This window comes from Cyanobacterium sp. HL-69 (genome assembly GCA_002813895.1).
GTDB lineage: Bacteria > Cyanobacteriota > Cyanobacteriia > Cyanobacteriales > Cyanobacteriaceae > Cyanobacterium.
Window position 1 is genome coordinate 1454919 of sequence record CP024912.1, and the last position, 22988, is coordinate 1477906.

At 38.5% G+C, this 22988-nt stretch carries 23 protein-coding genes; 12 read left to right on the top strand and 11 right to left on the bottom strand.

Annotated features, from left to right (window positions below; all coding sequences use genetic code 11):
* Nucleotides 1–41: 41 nt before the first annotated feature.
* On the top strand, nt 42–2159 hold the full coding sequence (argZ, locus tag AA637_RS06715; RefSeq protein WP_446684415.1) for a bifunctional arginine dihydrolase/ornithine cyclodeaminase: 2118 nt from the start codon (nt 42–44) through the stop codon (nt 2157–2159).
* 37 nt (nt 2160–2196) lie between these two features.
* Here argZ and AA637_RS06720 read toward each other — a convergent pair whose 3' ends face one another.
* From AA637_RS06720 to AA637_RS06735, 4 genes are all read right to left on the bottom strand, one after another.
* Complete coding sequence (locus tag AA637_RS06720; protein WP_446684416.1) at nt 2197–2676, bottom strand: hypothetical protein; 480 nt, start codon at nt 2674–2676, stop codon at nt 2197–2199.
* Nucleotides 2677–3031: 355 nt separating this feature from the next.
* Nucleotides 3032–3796 (bottom strand): cobalt ECF transporter T component CbiQ, encoded by a 765-nt coding sequence (cbiQ, locus tag AA637_RS06725; protein ID WP_446684417.1) that lies wholly within the window; start codon nt 3794–3796, stop codon nt 3032–3034.
* Nucleotides 3796–4434, bottom strand: coding sequence for a cobalt transporter CbiM (cbiM, locus tag AA637_RS06730; protein WP_446684418.1), 639 nt, complete (start codon nt 4432–4434; stop codon nt 3796–3798). The genes cbiQ and cbiM overlap by 1 nt, the downstream gene beginning before the upstream one ends.
* A gap of 30 nt (nt 4435–4464) precedes the next feature.
* On the bottom strand, nt 4465–4977 hold the full coding sequence (locus AA637_RS06735; RefSeq protein ID WP_446684419.1) for a carboxypeptidase regulatory-like domain-containing protein: 513 nt from the start codon (nt 4975–4977) through the stop codon (nt 4465–4467).
* Between the two features lie 227 nt (nt 4978–5204).
* On the opposite strand from AA637_RS06735, the gene AA637_RS06740 reads away from it, so the two are divergent.
* Nucleotides 5205–5660 (top strand): peroxiredoxin, encoded by a 456-nt coding sequence (locus AA637_RS06740; protein WP_446684420.1) that lies wholly within the window; start codon nt 5205–5207, stop codon nt 5658–5660.
* 82 nt (nt 5661–5742) lie between these two features.
* On the opposite strand, the gene hslO is transcribed toward AA637_RS06740, so the two are convergent.
* Entirely contained in the window at nt 5743–6636 is an 894-nt protein-coding gene (gene hslO / locus AA637_RS06745; RefSeq protein ID WP_446684421.1) for an Hsp33 family molecular chaperone HslO, read from the bottom strand.
* A 374-nt stretch (nt 6637–7010) separates the two neighbouring features.
* Between hslO and AA637_RS06750 the strand changes: the two genes are divergently transcribed.
* Genes AA637_RS06750 through AA637_RS06765 form a run of 4 tightly spaced genes read left to right on the top strand, consistent with a single transcriptional unit; the run spans nt 7011 to nt 9424 of the window.
* A complete protein-coding gene (locus AA637_RS06750; protein WP_446684422.1) occupies nt 7011–7595 on the top strand; it encodes a CPBP family intramembrane glutamic endopeptidase in 585 nt (194 codons plus the stop codon).
* 28 nt (nt 7596–7623) lie between these two features.
* The gene (locus AA637_RS06755; protein WP_446684423.1) at nt 7624–8364 is read left to right on the top strand and encodes a creatininase family protein; all 741 of its coding nucleotides are present in this window, start codon (nt 7624–7626) and stop codon (nt 8362–8364) included.
* A gap of 39 nt (nt 8365–8403) precedes the next feature.
* Nucleotides 8404–9222 carry a carbon-nitrogen hydrolase family protein gene (locus tag AA637_RS06760; RefSeq protein ID WP_069790711.1) on the top strand — a complete coding sequence of 273 codons (819 nt, stop codon included), beginning with the start codon at nt 8404–8406 and terminating at the stop codon, nt 9220–9222.
* Nucleotides 9223–9229: 7 nt separating this feature from the next.
* Nucleotides 9230–9424: a hypothetical protein gene (locus AA637_RS06765; RefSeq protein WP_446684424.1), complete on the top strand. Its 195-nt coding sequence runs from the start codon at nt 9230–9232 to the stop codon at nt 9422–9424.
* A 128-nt stretch (nt 9425–9552) separates the two neighbouring features.
* Here the strand turns inward: AA637_RS06765 and AA637_RS06770 are convergent, their stop codons facing one another.
* Entirely contained in the window at nt 9553–10575 is a 1023-nt protein-coding gene (locus AA637_RS06770; RefSeq protein ID WP_446684425.1) for an aspartate-semialdehyde dehydrogenase, read from the bottom strand.
* Between the two features lie 298 nt (nt 10576–10873).
* Nucleotides 10874–12205: a cytochrome c biogenesis protein gene (locus AA637_RS06775; RefSeq protein ID WP_446684426.1), complete on the bottom strand. Its 1332-nt coding sequence runs from the start codon at nt 12203–12205 to the stop codon at nt 10874–10876.
* 170 nt (nt 12206–12375) lie between these two features.
* Between AA637_RS06775 and ndhN the strand changes: the two genes are divergently transcribed.
* From ndhN to AA637_RS06790, 3 genes are all read left to right on the top strand, one after another.
* Nucleotides 12376–12855, top strand: coding sequence for an NAD(P)H-quinone oxidoreductase subunit N (gene ndhN, locus AA637_RS06780; RefSeq protein WP_446684544.1), 480 nt, complete (start codon nt 12376–12378; stop codon nt 12853–12855).
* Nucleotides 12856–13104: 249 nt separating this feature from the next.
* Complete coding sequence (locus AA637_RS06785) at nt 13105–16305, top strand: valine--tRNA ligase (RefSeq protein WP_446684427.1); 3201 nt, start codon at nt 13105–13107, stop codon at nt 16303–16305.
* Between the two features lie 439 nt (nt 16306–16744).
* The gene (locus AA637_RS06790) at nt 16745–17173 is read left to right on the top strand and encodes a hypothetical protein (protein WP_446684428.1); all 429 of its coding nucleotides are present in this window, start codon (nt 16745–16747) and stop codon (nt 17171–17173) included.
* A gap of 46 nt (nt 17174–17219) precedes the next feature.
* On the opposite strand, the gene psaM is transcribed toward AA637_RS06790, so the two are convergent.
* Nucleotides 17220–17315 (bottom strand): photosystem I reaction center subunit XII, encoded by a 96-nt coding sequence (psaM, locus tag AA637_RS06795; RefSeq protein ID WP_069790718.1) that lies wholly within the window; start codon nt 17313–17315, stop codon nt 17220–17222.
* A gap of 111 nt (nt 17316–17426) precedes the next feature.
* Between psaM and AA637_RS06800 the strand changes: the two genes are divergently transcribed.
* Nucleotides 17427–17951 (top strand): helix-hairpin-helix domain-containing protein, encoded by a 525-nt coding sequence (locus AA637_RS06800; protein ID WP_446684429.1) that lies wholly within the window; start codon nt 17427–17429, stop codon nt 17949–17951.
* Nucleotides 17952–17994: 43 nt separating this feature from the next.
* Here the strand turns inward: AA637_RS06800 and AA637_RS06805 are convergent, their stop codons facing one another.
* From AA637_RS06805 to AA637_RS06815, 3 genes are read right to left on the bottom strand one after another with little or no spacing between them, the layout of a single operon-like run.
* On the bottom strand, nt 17995–18606 hold the full coding sequence (locus AA637_RS06805) for an exopolysaccharide biosynthesis protein (protein WP_069790720.1): 612 nt from the start codon (nt 18604–18606) through the stop codon (nt 17995–17997).
* A 26-nt stretch (nt 18607–18632) separates the two neighbouring features.
* On the bottom strand, nt 18633–19844 hold the full coding sequence (locus AA637_RS06810) for an ATP phosphoribosyltransferase regulatory subunit (protein ID WP_446684430.1): 1212 nt from the start codon (nt 19842–19844) through the stop codon (nt 18633–18635).
* A 49-nt stretch (nt 19845–19893) separates the two neighbouring features.
* Nucleotides 19894–20892, bottom strand: coding sequence for a DnaJ domain-containing protein (locus tag AA637_RS06815; protein ID WP_446684431.1), 999 nt, complete (start codon nt 20890–20892; stop codon nt 19894–19896).
* Between the two features lie 193 nt (nt 20893–21085).
* On the opposite strand from AA637_RS06815, the gene AA637_RS06820 reads away from it, so the two are divergent.
* Together AA637_RS06820 and pdxH are read left to right on the top strand one after the other, a co-directional pair.
* Nucleotides 21086–22312, top strand: coding sequence for a bifunctional sterol desaturase/short chain dehydrogenase (locus tag AA637_RS06820; RefSeq protein ID WP_446684432.1), 1227 nt, complete (start codon nt 21086–21088; stop codon nt 22310–22312).
* Nucleotides 22313–22318: 6 nt separating this feature from the next.
* Entirely contained in the window at nt 22319–22963 is a 645-nt protein-coding gene (pdxH, locus tag AA637_RS06825; protein WP_446684433.1) for a pyridoxamine 5'-phosphate oxidase, read from the top strand.
* Nucleotides 22964–22988: the final 25 nt, after the last annotated feature.

Sequence of the window (22988 nt, forward strand, 5' to 3'; positions counted from 1 at the left end):
AACCAAATTTATTTTGAGCCTAGAGAGTATAAAGAATTTTTATGAGTGACAATATCCGTATTTTAATGTGCGCTCCAGACCATTATGATGTTGACTATGTGATTAACCCTTGGATGGAAGGAAACATTCACAAATCCAGTCAAGAAAAAGCCGTTGAGCAATGGCAAAACCTCCACAATATTATTAAAGAATATGCCATTGTTGACCTAGTAAAACCCGAAAAAGGTGTGCCTGACATGGTATTCACTGCTAATGCTGGATTAGTATTAGGAGACAACGTTGTTCTCAGTCGTTTTTTCCACCCAGAAAGACAAGGAGAAGAACCCTTTTTCAAAGCATGGTTTGAGCAAAATGGCTTTACCGTCCATGAGTTACCCCAAGATTTACCCTTTGAAGGGGCAGGGGATGCCCTGTTTGACAGGGAAGGACGTTGGTTATGGGCCGGTTATGGTTTTCGTTCAGAGTTAGATTCTCACCCCTACATAGCCAAATGGTTAGACACCGAAGTTTTATCCCTCAGATTAATTGATAATCGTTTTTATCATCTCGATACCTGTTTTTGTCCCTTAGCCAACGGCTACCTACTTTACTACCCCGATGCCTTTGATAGTTACTCCAATCGCTTGATCGAAATGCGAGTACCCGAAGAAAAGCGTATCGTAGTAGAAGAACCTGATGCGGTTACTTTTGCTTGTAATACCGTTAATATTAATGATGTGGTAATCATGAATAATATTAGCAAAGACCTTGAACAACGCATCACAGCAAAAGGTTTTAAAGTTCGTCAAACTTCCCTAACCGAGTTTCTCAAAGCAGGGGGTGCGGCCAAATGTTTAACCCTAAGAGTAACAGAGCCTATTTTAGAAGATGTTCACGCTAGTAACTATGTCGAAAGTCGAGTTATTAAAATGGAAGGGCATCTGCTCGATACAGGTATGATGAATCGTGCCTTAGATTTAATCGTGTATGAAGGCGGTAGTTTCAAGGTTCTTAATTTTAATTTAGGGGTTGAGCGTCAAAGTCCTTCCTGTGCGGAGGTGCGTATTTCGGCACCTTCTAAGGATGTCATGGAAGATATTATCAGTCAGTTGATTGATTTGGGGGCAGTGTCAACCCCCGAAAAAGAGTCTGATGTGACTTTGGAAACTGTGGTTAAAGCAGGTGTTTCCCCCGATGATTTCTATGTAACGACTATCTATCCTACAGAAGTTCGGCTCAATGGGAATTGGATTAGGGTAACGGATCAAAGAATGGACGGTGCGATCGCCCTTAGGGAAAAAAATGGTACTTTTATCGCCAGTTGCAAACTATTGCGTGATTTAGAAGTAGGAGAGCAAGTGGTAGTAGGAGTAGATGGTATTCGTACCATTAGAGCCACCCAATCCCGTGAGCAACGCAATAAACCCCAAGAATTTAGCTTTATGAGTGGTGGGGTGTCTAGTGAGCGTCGAGTAGAGCTATTAGTCGAGCAAATTGCTTGGGAAATGCGCCACATCAGAGATCAAGGGGGTAAAGTTACTGTGGTAGCTGGTCCTGTAGTTATTCATACAGGCGGTGCAGAGCATCTTTCCAAATTGATTAGAGATGGTTATGTTCAATGTCTGTTGGGGGGAAATGCGATCGCAGTTCACGACATGGAACAAGCTATGATGGGAACTTCCCTTGGAGTTGATATGTACAAAGGTGTGCCCGTAAGCGGAGGACATCGTCACCACCTCAAAGTTATCAACATGGTACGCCGTGCAGGGAGCATTGCCAATGCCGTAGAGCAAGGATTAGTCACAAGGGGAGTCATGTATCAGTGCGTTAAAAATAACGTCCCCTTCTGCCTAGCGGGTTCAATCCGTGATGATGGGCCTTTACCTGATACCGAAATGGACTTAATCAAAGCTCAAACCGAATATTCCCGTCTGGTACAGGGTTCAAACATGATTTTGATGCTCTCTACCATGCTACATTCCATCGGAGTGGGTAACATGACTGCCGCAGGGGTAAAAATGGTCTGTGTGGACATTAACCCCGCTGTAGTAACCAAACTGAGCGATCGAGGTTCTGTGGAATCTGTGGGCATTGTCACCGATGTAGGTTTATTCCTAAGTCTTTTAGTTCAGCAGTTAGACAAACTAACTAATCGTTATGAACTAGCAGAAACTGTTTAATCAAAAAAGGGTGGGCAATGCCCACCCTGTGTTTTTTTTAATCACAACCGATGCAAATTTCAATAGTTACTCGACGAAGACGAATAGTAATCTTGATACTTATTTTTGCCAAATCCCCTTCTGCTTTATCAATATTCTCTCCCAAAATTTTGAGATCAACTTCATCTAACTGACGTAAGGCTCTGATTTCCTCATCCGATAACTCCGCTCTTTCAGCCCAATTAATTAAAGCGACCTCAATATCGCCACTTCTTACGGCTTCTAACAAAAGATTTTGTACCGCTTCATTTTCAGTGTCTAATTCAACCTGTGTTATTTGCTGCTCTGGGCGAGAAGGGGTAATTGGGCGAATGGGTGCAGGATTTACAGGTCTAGTGGGGGTTGATGGTCGAGGATTGGGGTTAATTTGGGCATAGGCTAAGGGTGCAAAACTGCCCCCGATGCTCAAACTCATAGTAATGGTGGCTATTTGAAACAATCTTTTTTGAAGAGATTTTTTTTGATTTTGTATAGACATATGAACTCCTTTTTTTTCGCATTTAGTATAAATAAAGCTATCAATATTTATGAGTCAACGAATCTTTATAAGATATAATTGTTGAATATTTTTAATTCAAGAAATATGCTTAATATTCATCATTGACAGTAAAGTATTAATTTTCGTTAAAATCTCTTAGTTTTTTTTAATCATATTAGAAAATATAATTTGTTTTTTTTAGAGATTTATTATTAAGAAAATAAATAATATTCTTAAAACATTTGTAATGACAAATGATAGAGTATGTTGTAGGTTTTTAAATTTTCTTATGTTTTTTAAGACTAATACGATTGTTAATATGTTCCCCAAAAAAATAAATTAATTTATGGGATAGCTACAATAAATACTGTACAACCATTAAACCAATGCTTATAGTAACCACCGCATAACAACTTAACCAATGAAGATAATTAATTTTATTGGTGGAATTTTTGTCGTTAATTTTTGCTCCATAACCTCTTAGGATCATCGCTTGATATACTAATTTGGAGTCTTCATAACTTCTAATTAACAAATTGGCAATTAAATTTGCAATTATTTTTAAGTTTCTACGGTTCAATTTTTTACCATTAAATCCCTTTAGTTGTAACGCCCTTTCCATGGTTAAAAGGCGATCGCCCATTTGCTCCAGATAGCGATAAGTCAACAACATCATATCGTTAATGATGGGAGATATACCAAGGGATTGAAAAGTTTTTAAAGTAGTAGTAAAAGGTGCACTGCCAAACAAAATTAAACTAATAGTAAGAATACAAAAAAAACGAACTACAATTAAAATTACCGTTAAAATTCCCTCTAGTTTTAAATTCAGGAAACCCCAATTAAATATAACCGTCTCCCCCGCCAAAAAAGGCAACACAATTACAACTCCTAAAATAAATATACCAGGATAACGTAACCTAGAAATAAGGAAATGTAAAGGTAAATTAGATAAGCAGAAAAAAATAGAAGTAATAATAGTTAAAATAGGCAGTAAAAATAAACTTTGCGTAAAAGCAAACGCAAAAATTAAGCTCATCAGAGCGATAAACTTAGGCTTTTGTTCCCAGCGATGAATAGGAGAATTTAAACTAGCATATTTATCTAAAAATAACTTCATTAATTATTAATTATTTCTGGCTTAACCTTTTCAAAAAAAGTAATAATCATCACAGTAAGGATAGCTTCAACAATAGATTGAATACCATAAGTAATAAGAGATGTAAAAATTGCGGCTCTTTCTAAATCAATGTCTAAATCAGGGGAAATAGTGCTAAGAATTACCCCTACAAATAACAAAGCTGAAAGAAATATACCTAAACCACCACAAAGAAACATTAGGAAATTTTTACCTCTTACCGATTGAAAACTATTAATTTTTTTAAAATTCCATAAATAATAACAAATCAAAGCAGGAAAACCCATAATAACAGCATTGATTCCCAAGGTAGATAACCCCCCATGCTGGAAGAAAACAGCCTGAAAAAATAAACCAATTAAAATACCAATAAATGAAAAATAACCTAACACAATACCCATTAGTCCATTTAAAATCAAGTGAATATTAAAAGGAGGTACAGGAATATGAATCAAAGATGAAACAAAAAAAGCCGCCGTTAATAAAGATGCTTTAGGTATTTGCTCTTGATAGTTAGGAATTTTGTTAATTTGCTTGAGGGAAAACCATGTTAAACCCCCTGTGATGGCATAGCCAGAGATAGATGCTGCAGGAGGTAATAAACCGTCGGGAATGTGCATTGCAACTGAATAATTAGTATCGTTAAATTGTTATGTTTTAGGGCGAGAAAAAAATAGTGCTGTACCAACAAATCCCCATACTCCAGATACTGCCATTAATAATCTTTGGGCTGTATTGGGGGATGATTGTCCTTGGGTTTGACTAGAATTTTGCCTTGATTTGGTATTGTCATCACTATTAATAGAATTATCTCCAGACATTGCTGTTGAGGTATCGAATTCCATTGGAATGTTAATAATACTACCATGACCCGCAGTTGTTACCCTTACTGTCCAATTTCCTGCAATATTTTCATCAGGGGTAAAAGAAAAATTACCATCTTCGTCCGCTACTCCTCGTAAATAGGGCTTATCAGCATTGTTCGGGGCGTGTACAATTATTTGGGCATTGCTCATGGGTTCTCCTGTATCATATTGTGCGACAACAGAGATGGTTTTTAATTTTTCATATTCTACAACTACTCCATGGGCAAAGGTTTTTAAGGGGGTAGTTGTTATGGAGATAATCAAAGCAGAGCTAAACCATAATAGTTTTTTTAACATTAGAGAATGCAGAGGAATAATATGCCATTCCTATGGTTTAACATTATCTTTATTTTTTCAATACCCCTGTAGGGCATATGAAAGAATGGTATTGCTTAATCATTGTATAAATATAATTGAATGACCCTATAAATCGAGACACCAAAATATTATTACCATTACCTGCTCCTTGTTCCCTATTCCCTGCTTAAAATAGATAATATTGATCCATAAATAAATTATTAATTATGTCTGCATTAAAAATAGGCGATCGCATTCCTAACTTTACCTTACCCTCTGCTAGTGGTGAAAACGTTAATATAGGAGACTTTATCAGTCAAAAATATCTCGTTATTTATTTTTATCCCAAAGATGATACCCCCGGATGTACTGCCGAATCCTGTGCCTTTAGAGATAGCTACGAAGTATTTACCGATGCAGGGGCAGAAGTAATTGGCATTAGTGGAGATAGCCCCCAATCTCACCAACAGTTTGCCAAGAAATATGACCTTCCTTTCATCTTACTCAGTGATCAAGGAAACAAAGTAAGGAAATTATTTGGAGTACCCTCTACCCTATTTATCCTTCCTGGTAGAGTTACCTACGTCATCGACAAAGAAGGTATCGTCAAACATATTTTTGACTCCATGCTAGACTTCAACGCTCACGTTGGCGAAGCCATAAAAACCATCAAATCCATGTAACAGTAAACAAGGGGTTTAAACCCCTTGCCAACAAACCTTGTAAATTATTAATACAGTACTTCTCTAACACCTAATACCCAATCTACTGAGCCTTAATATTATCAATTACTTCCCGTAAATGGTCAGGACTAGCATGGTAAACCTCATTGCAAAAATGACAAGTAGCCTCGGCGCCGCCATCGGTGACAATCATATCCTCTAACTCATCCACCCCCAACATTTTCAAAGCCCCTAACATACGGTCAAAAGAGCAACTACAATCAAACCTAACCATTTGTACTTCGGGGAAAATATGTAAACCAAAATCTCCCAACAAATCATTAAAAATATCAGTCAAACCTTTACCCTGTCTAAGTAGAGGAGTAAAACCTTTTAATTGCCCTACTCGCTCTTCCAAAGTAGCAATTAAATCCTCATCATGGGAAGCCTTGGGTAATACCTGCAATAACATTCCCCCAGAAGCCGTTACTCCATCTTTGCCCACAAATACTCCCACCAATAAAGCCGAGGCGGTTTGCTCAGAATTGACTAAATAACTGGCGATGTCTTCCCCTACTTCCCCAGATACAAGCTCAACGGTACTAGAATAGGGATAACCATACCCCACGTCTTTGATTACATACAAAAAACCTTCATTACCTACGGCCTTGCCAACATCTAATTTTCCCATGGCATTGGGAGGTAATTCTACTGAAGGATTAGCCACATAACCTCTCACTGTGCCATCCATCCCTGCATCAACTAAAATGCCTCCTAGAGGGCCATTTCCCTTAATTTTTATATTAACTCTTGAGCCTTCTTGTTTCATACTAGAAGCCAGTAACAACCCTGAAGACATTGCCCTTCCTAGGGCTGCGGTGGCAACATAGGAAAGGTTGTGTCTATCTTTGGCTACTTGCACACTTTTGGTGGTGATTACTCCTACTGCACGAATACCACCATCGGCGGCGGTTGCTCTAATTAATTGATCTGCCATTTGTTTACATTTCTCAACATTTACTCATTTTATTATCGATTATTGACGGGAAAATCGCCAAAAAGATTAAGCTGAAAATAGTTCAAAAATTAGCAGTTGGTTTATTTTTTGATAAAAGTATATTAGTAATTATCCTTTTTTTCTAATTTATCTTGTTTTATTGTAGCAGTTATTATTTTTATTGAAATACTATATAAAATGTTTTTTTTTAGTTCATATAATTGAAATGTCAATAACTTATTATAAAAGCATATTTTAATAAAATCAGGTCAATTATGCTAACAAAGCTATCGTTATCTTGTTATAAATAAATAAGCTATGATGGCTATTTTAAATCTATTTTTTTGTTTTTTATTAATTTTTAAATCCTTAAAATGAGTGATAATCAGAGTAATTTAGAGTCTTTAAGTCGTATTCAAATTTTAGTTTTTATGGGGGTAACGGCGGTTATTTTTCTTTTAATCGCCCAAATTTGGCATCGGGCAGGATCGATCGCCCTTATCCCTGTACAATTCACTGTATCAGCTATAATCACGGGAATATTGTTAGGAATCGGAGTTTTGTTAGCCAGTGCGCTGTTAAGCAAATTTTGGACTCCCTACCGTGTCAGTGCGGAAAAATATATGAATCTGATTGTATCTCCTCTCATCATCCCTGATTTAATTTGGGTGGGTTTGTTACCCGGGTTGAGTGAAGAATTATTATTTAGGGGAGTGATGATTCCAGCCTTTGGTTATGGTTATGGTGCGATCGCCATTTCGAGTATTCTTTTCGGTGTCTTGCATCTCAGCGATGCCCAAAACTGGCATTATGTCCTTTGGGCGACTATCATTGGCTCTATTCTCGGATATAGCGCCTATGCCACCGATAATCTTTTAGTACCCATCACCGCCCATATCCTAGTTAATTTTAGCTCTAGTTTAATCTGGAAATTGAACCAAAATCGAGAGTTACAATAAAGAATAGAATAACAACCATAAATTGAGAATGCAACTACATCAATCTACTTGGCAAGAAGTCGAAACATATTTATCCCAATCTAAAGGTATTATTATTCCTATTGGCTCCACTGAGCAACACGGGCCCACAGGATTAATAGGCACCGATGCCATTTGTGCGGAAAAAATAGCTGACGGGGTAGGCAAAGAAGCCTCCGCCATGGTAGCGCCCACCATCAATGTAGGCATGGCATTACATCATACCGCCTTCCCCGGCACCATTAGCCTACGCCCTAGCACCCTCATTTTGTACGTCAAAGACTATCTAACATCCCTTGTAAGGGCTGGGTTTCAGAGTTTCTTTTTCATTAATGGCCATGGGGGTAATATCGCCACCCTCAAAGCAACTTTTTCTGAGTGTTATAATCATTTTGCCACCCTCAATATTCCAGACCATGAAAATATAAAATGTACTGTAGCTAATTGGTTCATGGTTCGGGATGTATATATGTTAGCAAAAGAATTGTATGGCGATCAAGAAGGTTCTCACGCTACCCCCTCAGAAGTGGCCCTAACCCAGTTTGTTTACCCCGATATGATAAAGACAGCCCCCTTAGAAAAAGACGTGGCAAAAGGGCATCCTATTTATGGAGCGAGTAATTTTCGCAGGTGCTACCCTGATGGTAGAATGGGATCAAATCCTAGTTTAGCAACACCAGAACATGGTCAAAGATTTTATGAGTTAGCGGTTAAAAGTTTAAATCAAAGTTATCTCGAATTTATTAGTTAAACAGGTTTGGGTAGGTTAATTTTTTAGATTTAAGTATAAATGAAATCATATTTGGCGGCGGCAGTTTGCATGACAAGCACTCCTGATGTGGAGGCAAATCTCAATCAGGCAGAAGAGTTAATCGAGTTGGCAGTTAATCAGGGGGCGAAGTTGATTGGCTTGCCTGAAAATTTCTCTTTTTTAGGTAGAGATGAAGAAAAAATTGCCCAAGTGGAAACTATTGCCACCAAAAGCGAAAAGTTTTTGATTCGTATGGCCCAGCGTTTTCAGGTTACTATCCTTGGGGGTGGTTTTCCTACTCCCCTTGAGGGCGATCGCACTAAGGCATATAATACAGCTATGCTAGTGGATGCTAACGGTACGGCATTGGGCTGTTATCACAAGACACACCTATTCGATGTCAATGTACCTGATGGTAACAATTATCAAGAATCAAAAACCGTCATGGCAGGGGATGACTTACCCCCCGTATGTGGCACTGAAGACTTAGGAAAAATAGGGCTTTCCATCTGTTACGATGTTCGTTTTCCCGAGGTGTTTCGTCACCTTTCCCGTCAAGGGGCAGAAGTTATGTTTATTCCTGCGGCCTTTACTGCCTATACTGGAAAAGACCATTGGCAGGTATTATTACAAGCAAGGGCCATCGAAAATACTTGTTATGTGGTAGCCCCAGCCCAAACAGGAAATCATTATGCCCGTCGTTGTAGCCATGGCCATGCGGTAATAGTAGATCCTTGGGGTAGTATAATCGCTAGTACCGGCTCTCAAATTGGGGTTGCCATCGGTGAGATTAATCCTCAGCGTTTACAACAGGTGCGTTTACAGATGCCTAGTTTACAACATCGGGTTTTTAGTTAACCTCAGTATGTCCGTAAAAATTTTAGAAGGAATTAATCTAGGACAAAAAATAAATACCCGTTGGCTATTTGTCATAACCTTTGCGATCGCTTCTGCCAGTGCATTAGGTACATTAGGGGTAGTATTATTAACATGGATAGCCCTTACCACCCTCAACCATCAACTAAAAATAGAGATTATCAATAGTCACCGCAAAAAATAGGCGTTGCTTAATTAACGAGATGAAACATAGTTAAAGCACAATAAGCATTTGATGACGTTCAAAATATGATTACTATTGCCCGTTGCCCATTCCCCACCTTCATGACTCACTTTTTCACCAACTCCTAATTACTTTCCAAGCCAGTTTTTCTCCATTAACAACTCCGCAATTTGTACCGCATTAAGGGCAGCCCCCTTACGAATTTGATCACCGCATAACCATAACTCAATATTATTAGAGCTAGATATATCTTGACGGATTCTGCCCACCAATACATCATCCTTACCCGTCGCATCTATGGGCATAGGGAAATAATTATTCGCCCAATCATCCACCAAAGTTACTCCCTCAGCTTCACCAATAGCTTTTTTAGCCTCATCCACCGCAAAAGGTTGTTCAAACTCTAAATTAATCGCCTCCGAGTGCGCTCGTAAAACAGGCACACGAATACAAGTAGCACTAATGCGAATACCGCTATCGCCAAAAATCTTTCTAGTTTCATTAACCATCTTCATCTCCTCCTCACAGTAATGATTATCGAGGATAGGGGAATTGTGAGGAAATAAATTAAAAGCGAGGGGATAAGGCAATATTTCAGGTTTAGGGGTTTGCCCATCCAGAATAGCTTGAGCTTGATTTTTCACCTCCTCCATTGCCATCGCCCCTGCCCCACTAGCAGACTGATAGGTGGATACAATAATCCGTTTAATGGGTTGAATTAAATGTAAAGGATAAATAGCAACCCCCATCAAAATAGTTGTACAGTTAGGGTTTGCAATAATTCCTTGATGTTTTTGGGCATCATGGGGATTAATTTCGGGTACTACCAAAGGCACATTTTCATCCATACGAAAAGCACTGGAATTATCAATCATCACCGCCCCAGCATCAACGATCGCCCTTGCCCATTTTTTAGAAGTAGAACCACCCGCAGAAGCCAAGACAATATCCACGTCATCAAAGGAATTTTCTGTCACCTCTTCTATGGTTAGGGATTGATCTTTAAATTGAATAGTTTTTCCCGCAGAACGACTAGAAGCAAGGAGTTTCAACCCAGATAAAGGGAAATTACGCTCCATTAATAGGTTAATAATTTCCGTTCCTACTGCCCCTGTGGCTCCTAAAATGGCGACTCGAATATTGTTAGACAACTATTTTTCCTCCTTGATGATGATAATTTTTTGTTCTTGACCAAAAAAAGTGTGTTATTTTTAATAATATTACAGTTATGCTGGATAATTATGTCTAAATTTTCTTGGTTACTAACTAAATAATCTGAAAAATTATTAGGGTGCGCTCTCATAAATGTTAATCCCTAAGAGTTAAGGCACATTGCAAATATCAAAAAATATACGACGTTGCGTAATCATGGTATGAAATATTATTACCATTCCCCGTTCCCTATTCCCTGTTCCCCACCTTCACGACTTCACTTTCAGCACACCCTAGTTACAAAGAATCAATAATAGTAAAAATTTCTCGCTCAAAAGTCACTTGGGCGCGATTAGTTTTCCCCCCAATGAAAGTAGAATCATCTTTTTCCAACACCCACACCTGAGAGAAAGAAACATAACTCATGACCACTCCCACCATCAAAAGAGCAAAACCAAAGTAAACTATAGGTACTCCAGGATCAGCTTTTATTTGTAAACCCGTAGAGCCAATTAAGTCCAACACCTTCAGATTAACGCCGTTTACCTCCACAGGCATCCCCGGGCGAGTCGCCCCCACCAATTGCCCTGACATATCATAAATAAACATAGTACCCTGTAAGTCTTTGGTAATCAGAGATACTCCATTGCTCATATCAGGGCTAGTAGGTATCCATGTACCCCAGATGCGCCCTGTGCCTTTGGTGTCTAATTCTGCCATGGGTAGTTGAAAAATAGGGCTATTATTTAATTGTACTTTTACCCCCGAAATGCCCCAACTGGTTTGATAAAAAGTAACTCCTTTGTACCTTAAGGGTTCATTAACAAAGATAGTTTTTTTGTCTAATTCTTTGCCTTCTTTATCTACAATAGAAAGGTCAGAATAAAATTGATCTACTGCTCCTTGAGGGGTATAATCAATTCTGAAATCATTTACTTTTACTGAAAAATCTTGAGGTTTTTTAAGATTAGTTAATGCCCCTGCTTCGATAAAATTTTTGATGGTAAAGGTTTGTCCTTCGGCGATCATTTCTTGGGCAAAAAATCCTGTAAATGCTCCCCAAATTGCCCCGAGTAAAATAAATATCATCCCTACATGAACTATGATAGGGCCTACTCTACCAATTATTCCTTTCTGGGCATATAAACTATTATTATCTTGATTAATTTTATATCCCTTTTTAGTTAAACTATCTTTGATTTCTGTTAAGCCATTAACTGATAATTCGGCGCTAAGGGTTAATTTATTAAACTCTCTTGGCTGACGATAATATTTCCAGATTTTAGCAGCTTTGAGGGCTGGTAATTGACGGCGAAATGTACAAGCAATAAGGCTAGTTCCAAAAAGTACCAAGATAGAAACATACCACCATGTAGTATAAACATGATCAAAACCTAAATTGAGTAATAATTTCCATGTAAAAAAGCCCCATAACGCAGGATTTTCTGGGTAGTTTTCTTGATAGTAAGATAAGCCTTGATTTTGCTCGATGACAGTGCCACTAATGCTAAAAAGTGCGATCGCCAATAACAGTATAATAGCTAATCTTAGGTCAGCCACTACCGCTAGGAGTTTACGGGAAAATTTACCAATTTGACTACTAAGGGATAAGGACGAAGAAATGCTCATAAATCAATAGCTTCAAAACTCTCTTAAACATCTAGGATACCACGGGAAGCCATTGCTTTGGGTGAAAACTCTGTGGGTAAATTTAACAAAATGATGAACAAACAAATACAGACCCTACTATAATCAGATTAGCTAAAAAAATGACATTATTAAGTATTAGTAAAAAAAATATGCCTTTATTAACTACAGGAAAAACATTTATTCGTGATTTAGAAAAAACAGGGGCATTAGCAGTATATGCTCCCCTAGAAGGTGGTTTTGAAGGACGTTATCAAAGAAGATTACGCACCAATGGCTATAATACCATGAACTTTTCTGCCCGAGGATTAGGGGATTTAAGTGCATATTTAATGGGTGTCCATGGGGTACGCCCTGCCCATTTAGGCAAGAAAAACATCGGGCAAGAAGGTGCTGTGGGGCCTACTTATTTTGTACCACCCATGGCATTATCTCAGGTAGAAAATTTACCACCCAAGTCCAAGGGTTTAGTTTTATGGATTATTGAAGGGTTTGTTTTATCCCGTCAGGAGAAAGAATATTTAGCGAATTTGAGTAAAATTGAACCTAAAATTAAAGTAATTTTGGAATTAGGGGGAGAGCGTTATTTCCGTTGGCAACCTCTTTCTGATGTCATTTCCACTGTTGCTTAATTTTTTTTCAGCTAGAGGCAAGGGGTTTAAACCCCTTGTTAGATAGATAGAGTTTGACCACAAAATGTAGTCGTGAAGGTGTACAAAAGGTAATAATTAATTGTTGAGACTATTCCCCATTCCCCGCCCCAACCACAGCACTTTTTCACCATAGCCTAATTGCTTATATGTTCAAGATATGGCAAAATCAACACAAAGAGAAAAGATTAATAAATAAGTGCGATCGCACCTAGCAAAGAGAAGAAATCAATGACTGGCATAGACATTAACTTACCCCCCCAGTATGAAGCCCAACAAACAGAAGCAAAATGGCAAAAATATTGGGAAGAAAATGAAACCTTCGAAGCAAATCCAGAAAAAAAAGGCGAACCCTATGCCATAGTAATTCCCCCTCCCAACGTAACGGGAAGACTACACATGGGCCATGCTTTCAACACCTCATTGATTGATACTCTCATTCGCTACCACCGCATGAAGGGTAAAAATACCCTTTGTTTGCCTGGTACTGACCATGCTAGTATTGCGGTACAGACTATTATTGAAAAACAACTCAAAGCCAAAGGTAAAACCAGAGACGATTTAGGCAGAGAGAAATTTTTACAGATGGCTTGGGCATGGCGCGAAAAATCTGGTGGTGCTATTTATAATCAACTCAAAAGAATGGGTTTGTCTGCCGATTGGAGTCGTCAACGATTTACCCTCGATGAAAAACTCTGTGATTCTGTTAAAACTGCCTTTGTAAAACTCTACGAAGAAGGCTTGATTTACCGCGGTAAATACATGGTGAATTGGTGTCCCCAATCCCAGTCAGCAGTATCAGATTTAGAGGTGGAAAATAAAGAGGTTAACGGCAGTCTTTGGCATTTTCGTTACCCCCTCACCGATGGCAGTGGTTTTGTGGAAGTAGCTACCACTCGCCCCGAAACCATGTTAGGAGATACGGCTGTTGCGGTTAACCCCACCGATGAGCGCTACCAAGACATTATCGGTAAAACTCTTACTCTGCCCCTTGTGGGGCGAGAAATCCCCATCATTGCCGATGAATATGTAGATCCCACCTTTGGCACGGGATGTGTTAAAGTTACACCAGCCCATGACCCTAATGATTTTGCCATGGGGAAACGTCATGATCTCCCTTTCATAAATATTCTTAACAAAGATGGCTCCATTAATGAAAATGGGGGAGAATATCAAGGGCAAGATAGATTTGTGGCTAGAAAAAATGTCGTTAAGGCTATTGATGAGGCAGATTGTTTAGTAAAAGTGGAAGCCTATAGTCATAGTGTACCCTATAGCGATCGCGGCAAAGTACCCGTTGAGCCTTTGTTATCTACTCAATGGTATGTAAAAATTAAACCCCTTGCCCAAGAAGCCCTCAAGGAATTAGACGATGATAAATCTCCCTTGTTTGTGCCTGAAAGGTGGGAAAAAGTATATCGTGATTGGTTAGTAAAAATTGAAGATTGGTGTATTTCTCGTCAGTTGTGGTGGGGGCATCAAATTCCCGCTTGGTATGTGGTGAGTGAAACTAATGGGGAAATTAGTGATGATACTCCCTTTGTGGTTGCCCATGATGAGAGTGAAGCCCAACTAAAGGCGATCGCCCTTTACGGGGAAGATGCTAAAATAATTCAAGATCCCGACGTATTGGATACGTGGTTTTCCTCGGGATTATGGCCATTTTCTACCATGGGTTGGCCCGAAGAAACCCCCGACTTAGCCACCTATTACCCCAACGCCACCATGGTGACAGGGTTTGATATTATCTTTTTCTGGGTAGCCCGTATGACAATGATGTCAAAACACTTTACTGGGGAAATTCCTTTTAAAGATGTCTATATCCATGGTTTAGTAAGGGATGAAAACGGCAAAAAAATGTCCAAATCCGCCAACAATGGCATAGATCCTTTATTATTAAGTGATAGATATGGCACCGATGCCCTTCGTTATACCCTCATCCGTGAAGTGGCAGGGGCTGGGCAAGACATCAGCTTACAGTATAACCGTGATACTGACGAATCAGAATCCGTGGAAGCATCCCGCAACTTTGCCAACAAACTTTGGAATGCTGCCCGATTTGTCTTAATGAATTTGGATGGTAAAACCCCCCAAGATTTGGATTATCCTTCCCTAACTCAATTAGAAATGAGTGACAGATGGATTCTCTCTCGTTTTAATCAAGTAATTAAACAAACTGACGAATATTTAGATAATTACGGTTTAGGGGAAGCTGCTAAGGGATTATATGAATTTATCTGGGGTGATTTCTGTGACTGGTATATTGAGTTAGTTAAAACTCGCCTCAGACAAGACGCTGATTCTCCTTCCCGTATAGTTGTCCAACAAACCCTTGCCTATGTATTGGAAGGTATCCTCAAATTATTACATCCTTTCATGCCCCACATTACCGAGGAAATTTGGCATACCCTCACCCAAACCGAAGAAGGTAGTCTCGCCTTACAATCTTATCCTATGGTAGATGAGTTGTTAAATTTCTCTTCCGTGGTAGCAATAAACACCACCAAAGAAGAGTTAATTATTGATTTAAGCGACTCTAGGGAATTTTCCACCGATAACCCTACCATCGTAAAAGTAGGTAATCAGTTGATTAATTTATTAGACCAATTACCAGAGCAATTTAGTTCTATCATAAAAAGGTATAAGCAACCCCTGACTCTATTGTTAGTTATCTTTTTAACTTTGGTAGTCTTACAGTTAGTGGTTTCTGTTTCCAATGCCATCTATGAGTTTCCCCTTCTTGCCCCTGTGTTGAGGTTAGTGGGTTTAAGTTATTCTGGTTGGTTTATCTATCGTAACTTGGTGTTTGTGGAAACCAGAAAGGATACTTTTAGACGTTTGAATGGTTTAAAACAAGAGATTTTTGGCTCTAAAAATGTTGCTGCTTCTTTGCAACAACCTAGTCAAGAAAAATTCATTGCCCCTGTTGCTATGAATAGTCTCATTTCTGAAGATTTAGAGACAAGTTTTACTTTACTTTTTGAAACTATCCGCGCCATTCGTAATTTACGGGCGGAGGCAGAAATCAAACCAGGGGCACAAGTTTCTGTGATTCTTCAATCGGATAGTGAGGACGAAAGAAAGATTTTGGAAAATACTCGCCCTTACATTGAGGGTTTAGCGAAGGTGGAGAATCTCTCTATCATAGATAGTCTAACTCAAGAAGTGCCAAAGGCGATCGCCTCGGTGGTTGGTACAATCCAAGTCTTGATTCCCCTAGAAGGAGTAATTGATGTAGATAAATTAACCGCCAAATTAACTAAAAAAATGAGTAAAATCGAAGGGGAGGTTAAATCCCTAGAAGGGCGTTTAAACAATCCTAAATTTACTCAAAAAGCCCCCCCTGAAATTATCAAAAATGCCCAAGATAATCTGGATGAGGCTAAAACTCAATTACAAATTTTACAAAATAGACTAGCTTTACTTCAGTGATTTTAGTTTTTTGAGCTAACATTTTAGGGGCTGAGGATAAAAAGAAGTAGCAAAATTTATGGTAATGGTCCTAATTTTGATTATTTATTTTCTATGATAAAAAACCTTTGTTTATAATTTATTGATGTCAATTTATTAATCAGGTGTTACTGATAAAGTAGAGTAATAAAAATGGGAATTAGTAATAGGCAATAGTTTTTTAGAGTTGAAATACTCTAATATATTATTTTCAGTTTTACTTAATATTTTTATACAAAAAAACGTTATGTCTTGTGTTTTTTTGATATTGATAATATGCCCAAATCTTCTATATTTTTACACTCTATTTTATTAAGTAAATCCTAATTACTGATTCTGACTTTCTATATATTTAAGCATCTATTTTAAAATAATTTTATCCTCTTTATTTCATTTCTGAAAATTACTCTTTTTATTCAAAATGTTGTACTTAGCTCAAGTAGTCGAAAATAATATCTCTCAAAAGTTAGAACTACATCTCTTGGCGAAGGAAGAGTCTAGCAATCAATGGTTTTTTTGTAATGAAGAATATGCTTTAATTGCTGATGATAATAAGTTGTGCAAATGGCTATTATTGCTGGTGGAAATAAATGAAAAAGGAGAAATAGTTCGTTATCGCCATGCAAAAGATTGGGTGTTAAATATAATCAGAGACTTTATAAATAATGGAGGGGGAAAAAGCTCAGATTTTTTATTAGAAGAGCAGGTAAGAATTGAAAAATGGCGACAAGAATTAACTTTAGAAAGTCAAGATTTAACTCGTCTAAAATTGGAAATGGAAACCCGTAGAGAAGAATTGCAACAATTAGAACATAATTTAAGTTTGGAAAGAAAAAAATTAAATGACTAAATGTTTATCCCCCCTTCTCAAACAAAAAGAAAGAGGGGATGGAGAATTATTTATATAATTCGGTAGATAAACGGAAAGCAAGAATAGCAGGTACTAAAGCAATTGCTAAAGCTACAAAAACTTGGGTATCGGAAATAGCCATAAAAAAACTCCTTTTGTACAATAAAAATTGATAAAATTAAGCTAAATTATTATTTAATTTGCCCTAATATAGGCACGGTGGCACATTTTCGTAATAATTTGCAACAAAATAATGACTAAATTAGACTGGCGGGAAAGGGCGATCGCCCGTAAAATAGAACAAAATCCTTATTATCGTTTCCAAAATCTGTCTGAAATTAGAGTAGGGGCAAAATTGGGCATTTCCATAGACGTAAATCAAGCCAATGTGGATGATTGGTTAAGACTGCCTGGCATCTCCATCACCCAAGCCCGTACCCTTGTAGAAATGAATAATTCGGGCATCCAAATCCTTTGTATGGAAGATTTGGCAGCAGCCCTAGGCATTTCGGTGACGAAGATAGCTTTTTGGCAACCTGTGTTAAATTTTTCCTATTATGATCAAAATAGCTTCCATGCACCCCCCAAAATAAATCCCAATACTGCCACCCTAGAGCAACTAGAAGGCATCCCAAACCTTGATCATTATACAGCTCTCAATATTATCCAAAACCGAGAAATAGGGGGCAAATATCGCAATCTTCCCCACCTACAACAAAGATTATCTTTAGCCCCCGACTTTGTTTATCATCTAATGTATTATTTTCAATTTGATTAATGGGGGAATAGGCAAAGGGCAAGAGATTGATTGTTGTTAACGTCTATTTTTGAAAATATTGCCAAAGGGATGAACTACCGATGATTGCCCCAAAGAGGATAGAAGCAGATAAACATCCAGCAATAATACAAACAATCAAACCCAAGAGACAGATAAAACCGTCATCCTCCTGTAACCCAAAAGCAGTAATAAAAATGCCTACGGCGGGGGCGGTATTGGTGCCAGGAATCGGAATCATCATAGAAATTGCCATAAGGGCGATCGCACTTCCTAGTACAATTTTACCTATTTTTGTGTTACAAATAGAAGTCAAACGGGGCTTAGTAATAGTTTCCAGACGTTTTAACCAAGGTAAACCCTTTTGCACAAATTGCTTTGCCTTAGAAGTTTTCATCTTGCCTTTTTTGACTCTATCAGGCAACCAAGGTATTTGATAACCCACCATAAACTGTATTGCCAACAAAAAAATTACCACCCCAAAAGGAATAGAATAGCCCGGGGCAGGAATCGGTAAAGCAGAAGGTAAAGACAAAATTACTAATAGAAAGCCAAAAATGCGATCGCCTGCCAAAAGAAGAATATCATCAAAACAAACAATCTCCTCCCTCTCCTCAAGCAAAAAATAACGCTCTAACTCAACCGATAACTTTGCCATACATTTTCATCACCTAGCAAAAAAAATTAAATAACTTCTATTCTTGGAGTGCCATCCACCCCAATCCAGGCCAAACGCTTAATACCTTCATTCTCAGCATAAAGCCTAATTTGCTCCGCTGAGCGATACTGTAACTCTAATTCTACCCTGACAGTGGTTTCACCATTACGTAATTTTTGGGCATAATCAAAAGCCATTTTAGCCGCCCCAACATTTTCAGGAATTACCAACCAATCACTAGGGGGAGTTGTTTTTGGTAAATCAGCCCCCGACAACAAGCAACTATGTAAATCCTCAATATTAAAAGAAAAACCAATACCAGGATAATTTTGCTTCTGAGGATGGTATAAACCCAATAATTGGTCATATCTACCCCCCTGCCCCAACACACGGGGTTGACTCTCACTAAAGCCCACCACCTCAAACACAATGCCCGTATAGTAATCAAAGGTTTGTACCAAACTTAAATCCAGCACGATGGGCAAAGGTTTACCATAACTATGATTTACCAACTCCAATAAACCCTTAAGATGCTCAACAGCCTTCTTGGTATCCTCATCAATATCAAGGGTACTAACTTGACTTAAAACCTGCTCAGGATTTCCTCTCAACTCGAACAACTGTAAAGCCTTAACCTTCAAGTGCTCATCTAATTCTAAATTAGAAAGGGCTATACGATCCAAATTAGCTAAACAATTAAGAATATCTCCTCGCACAGAAGACGGAAATTGACTTAAAAGCCCCTTAGTTAAACCCGCATCCCCCAACAACAACTGCCATTGCCCAATACCTAATTTTTCCAAACAATTAGCCACTAGTAAAAGGGTTTCGGCATCAGCCAAAAGCCCATCAGTAAAAAGTAACTCTACTCCAGCTTGATAAAATTCTAACTGCTTACCATGATGCCCCTCCGCACTATTACGAAACACATTGGCACGATAACAAAGTCTTTGCACTGTGTCACCCTCCATTCTCGTCACTGCCGCCCGGGCAATGGATGCGGTTAATTCTGGGCGTAGGGCAAGATTACCTTGACCAATATTTTGTAAAGGTATAACCGTAGAAGGCTTGATTGCACCTCCTGCCATTAAAGTATCTAACCATTGAATAGTAGAAGTGACAATTCTTTTATAACCCCAATTTTGGAATACTTCTTGAAGACAATCATTAATCCAACTCTTTTGGGCAACCTCTAGGGGTAGTAAATCTCTAGCGCCTGCGGGGGCTTGGTGAAGCATAGTCTGATTTTCGTTTTATTACTTGACAAGGGCAAATTCACCGTTTATCCTACCACAAACGAATACCAAAAACCGTCGGTCCTTCTTTTTTACCATCTTTTGTCTCTTTACCTTTACTTGTTCTGCCTTTCGTCGTTTTACCTTTTTGGGATTTTTCTTCTAAAAATTCTTTTTTAATTTCTTTAACTATGGGTTCGTTAGGATTAAGGGAAAATGCCTTATTGTAGTGGATTTTGCCATAGGTTTTATTTCCTTGTTTATAATAATAAAAAGAGATTAAACCATGAACTTTACTATTAGCATTATCAATTTTTAGGGCTTCACGAAGATCTAAAACAGCTTGTTCCAGATTACCAATTTTAGCTGCTTCCTCTGCATTGTATATCAATCTATCTAATCTGTTGACAGTGGGTTCAGATTGTGAGCCAACTTCCGTTTCATTTTGTGATTGAGTGGCACCCCTCACCATAGTTTCTTCTTCTGGTTGTTGGGTTATGATAGCTTCGCTGGTTTGAATTTGACTAGAATTTGCTGAACTGCGGGAAACGTTTTGGCGACGTTGGGTTTCGTTTTGAGACATCAAATAAACCATGTTCAGTTCACTAACTAATGCTATCTTGGTCATAACAGTGTTGATGTCTTGATATTGGTCAACTGCTATTTTTTGCACTAATTCATGGTACAGTTTGTCTTTGTTTTTTTCCTCTTGATAGAGGGTTTTGGCAATTTCTGTACTAATAGTAATGTCATTTGTCTGAGAGGCAAGTCTTCTACTCATCTCAGCAAAAACTAATTGGCATTCTTTCCTTAGCTTATCCTTATAAAGATTTTCATAAGCTGGATTCACTAATCTTGAGAGAATTTGACTTGCTTTTTCTTTTCCTTCAGGGGTATCGGCTTTACAGGTATCGGGATGTAGTTGATAGGCAATTTTGAGATACCGTAAGCGAATCTCTTTGGGAGTAGCATCAATGGGTACACCTAAAATGGAGTAGTAGTCTTTTACTTCGTATTTGAATAGTCCATACTTGACATTGATGTTCATCATATAATTGTGCTGTTTTATGGGTTGCCTATATTTGAATTATATATAAGTATTTACTGTTTATTTTGTGCTTAATTATATTCTGTCGTAGTTTTATTTTGCTAGGGTAAATTTACTAGGAGTTTGTTTAGTTTTCCCCCTGAGCAAAATATAATAGAATGTAAGACTGAAATTATTTGTAATATGCCCGATGTAAATGTTTAACAACTCTTTGATTATAGCAGGTGCGATCGCGCTTATTTCCATTTTAGTAGTAGAAATAGTGCGAGATATATATCATTTTCTTGCCCATATATGGCAACCCTTGTATCGTCTTCATGGTTGGCACCATCGCATTTTTAAACCTGATTTATCGGTAAAAAGTGAGGAAATCTATCGTCAAGCCAACTGGTACAATGATTTACCAGAATCCCTCGTTATGCTTTTTTTTGGGGTGATTTTTGCCCAACTAATTATCATTAATGGTTTAATTACTGAGAATTATCAATGGTTGGTATGGACAGGGTGTATTTATACTATAACCTATAGTTTAGGGGCGATCGCACGGGGTTTGGGCATACCTTACGCCGATGCCATTACCGATGTTACCCACCGTCAAGGGGAATTTCAAAGTTTACCAGGTAACCTATTCGTAAATCGTACCTATCATTGGCGCCACCATTTCGATGATCAAGATGCTTATTTTTGTGGCACACTCACCTTTGTAGATAGAATTATGGGCACAGCACTTTCACTTAAAGGCAAAAAAATTGCCGTCACTGGTGCTAGTGGTAGTCTTGGGGAGGCTTTGATGACTCAATTACATCAAAAAGGGGCAAAGGTAACCGCCCTCACCTCTAAACCTCAAGAATTATCTATCATGATAGATAATCAAACTATCCCCGTTAATACCGTTACTTGGGCAGTGGATAAAGAAGGAGAATTAAAGGAACTTTTCGAGAAAATTGATATACTGATTATTAACCATGGTATCAATGTTCATGGTGACAAAAGCCCCAGTGCGATCGTCACTTCCTACCAAGTTAATGCCTTTTCAGGTATTAAAATGATGGAATTATTCCTTGAAACAGTCCAAACCAATCGCCAAAAAGCCACCAAAGAAATCTGGGTAAACACCTCCGAAGCCGAAGTAAATCCAGCCTTTAGCCCCCTCTACGAATTAAGTAAACGCACCATGGGCGACATCGTCACCCTAAGACGCACCAACGCCCCCTGCATCATCAGAAAGCTAATTTTAGGCCCCTTTAAAAGTAACCTTAACCCCATAGGGGTAATGTCAGCGCCTTGGGTAGCTAAACAAATTGTTAGCCTTGCCCAAAGAGACTTCCGAGACATCATCGTCACCATCAACCCCATCACCTATATTTTCTTCCCCATCAAAGAATTTACTCAAACCATTTACTTCAAACTATTTACCAAATAATCAATCATGGGCATCGACTACTTACCATCCCTACGGGAAAACTACCTCAAAGGAGGATTACTAGAAAGAGACATCCTCCCCAATCCCTTCCAACAATTTCATATCTGGCTAGAAGAAGCCATCAACGCTCAACAAAAAGAGCCTAACGCCATGACTCTTGCTACCATCAACCAAGATGGAAAACCCAGCGCCAGAATAGTCTTACTCAAAAATCTTGATAGCCATGGCTTTGTATTTTTCACCAACTATGACAGCCAAAAAGGACAAGATTTAACCGCCAATCCCTCTGCCTCCCTTGTGTTTTGGTGGGGAGAATTGGAAAGACAAGTAAGGGTAGAAGGTGACGTAGAAAAAATTACCCCTACCGAATCTGATGAATACTTTAACGTGCGCCCCCAAGGCTCAAAATTAGGCGCATGGGCATCTCCCCAAAGTCAAGTAATTCCCAATCGTGACGTATTAGACAACAACCTAAAAAACCTCGAGGAAGAATATCAAGAAAAAACAGTGTCACGCCCAAGCCATTGGGGAGGATTTCGAGTTATTCCCCAGAAAATAGAATTTTGGCAGGGTAGAGCAAACCGTTTACACGATCGCCTCTGCTATACTCTAAAGGATAACCAGTGGATTATTGAGCGTTTAGCACCTTAAATAATTAATAATGGACAATTGAGAA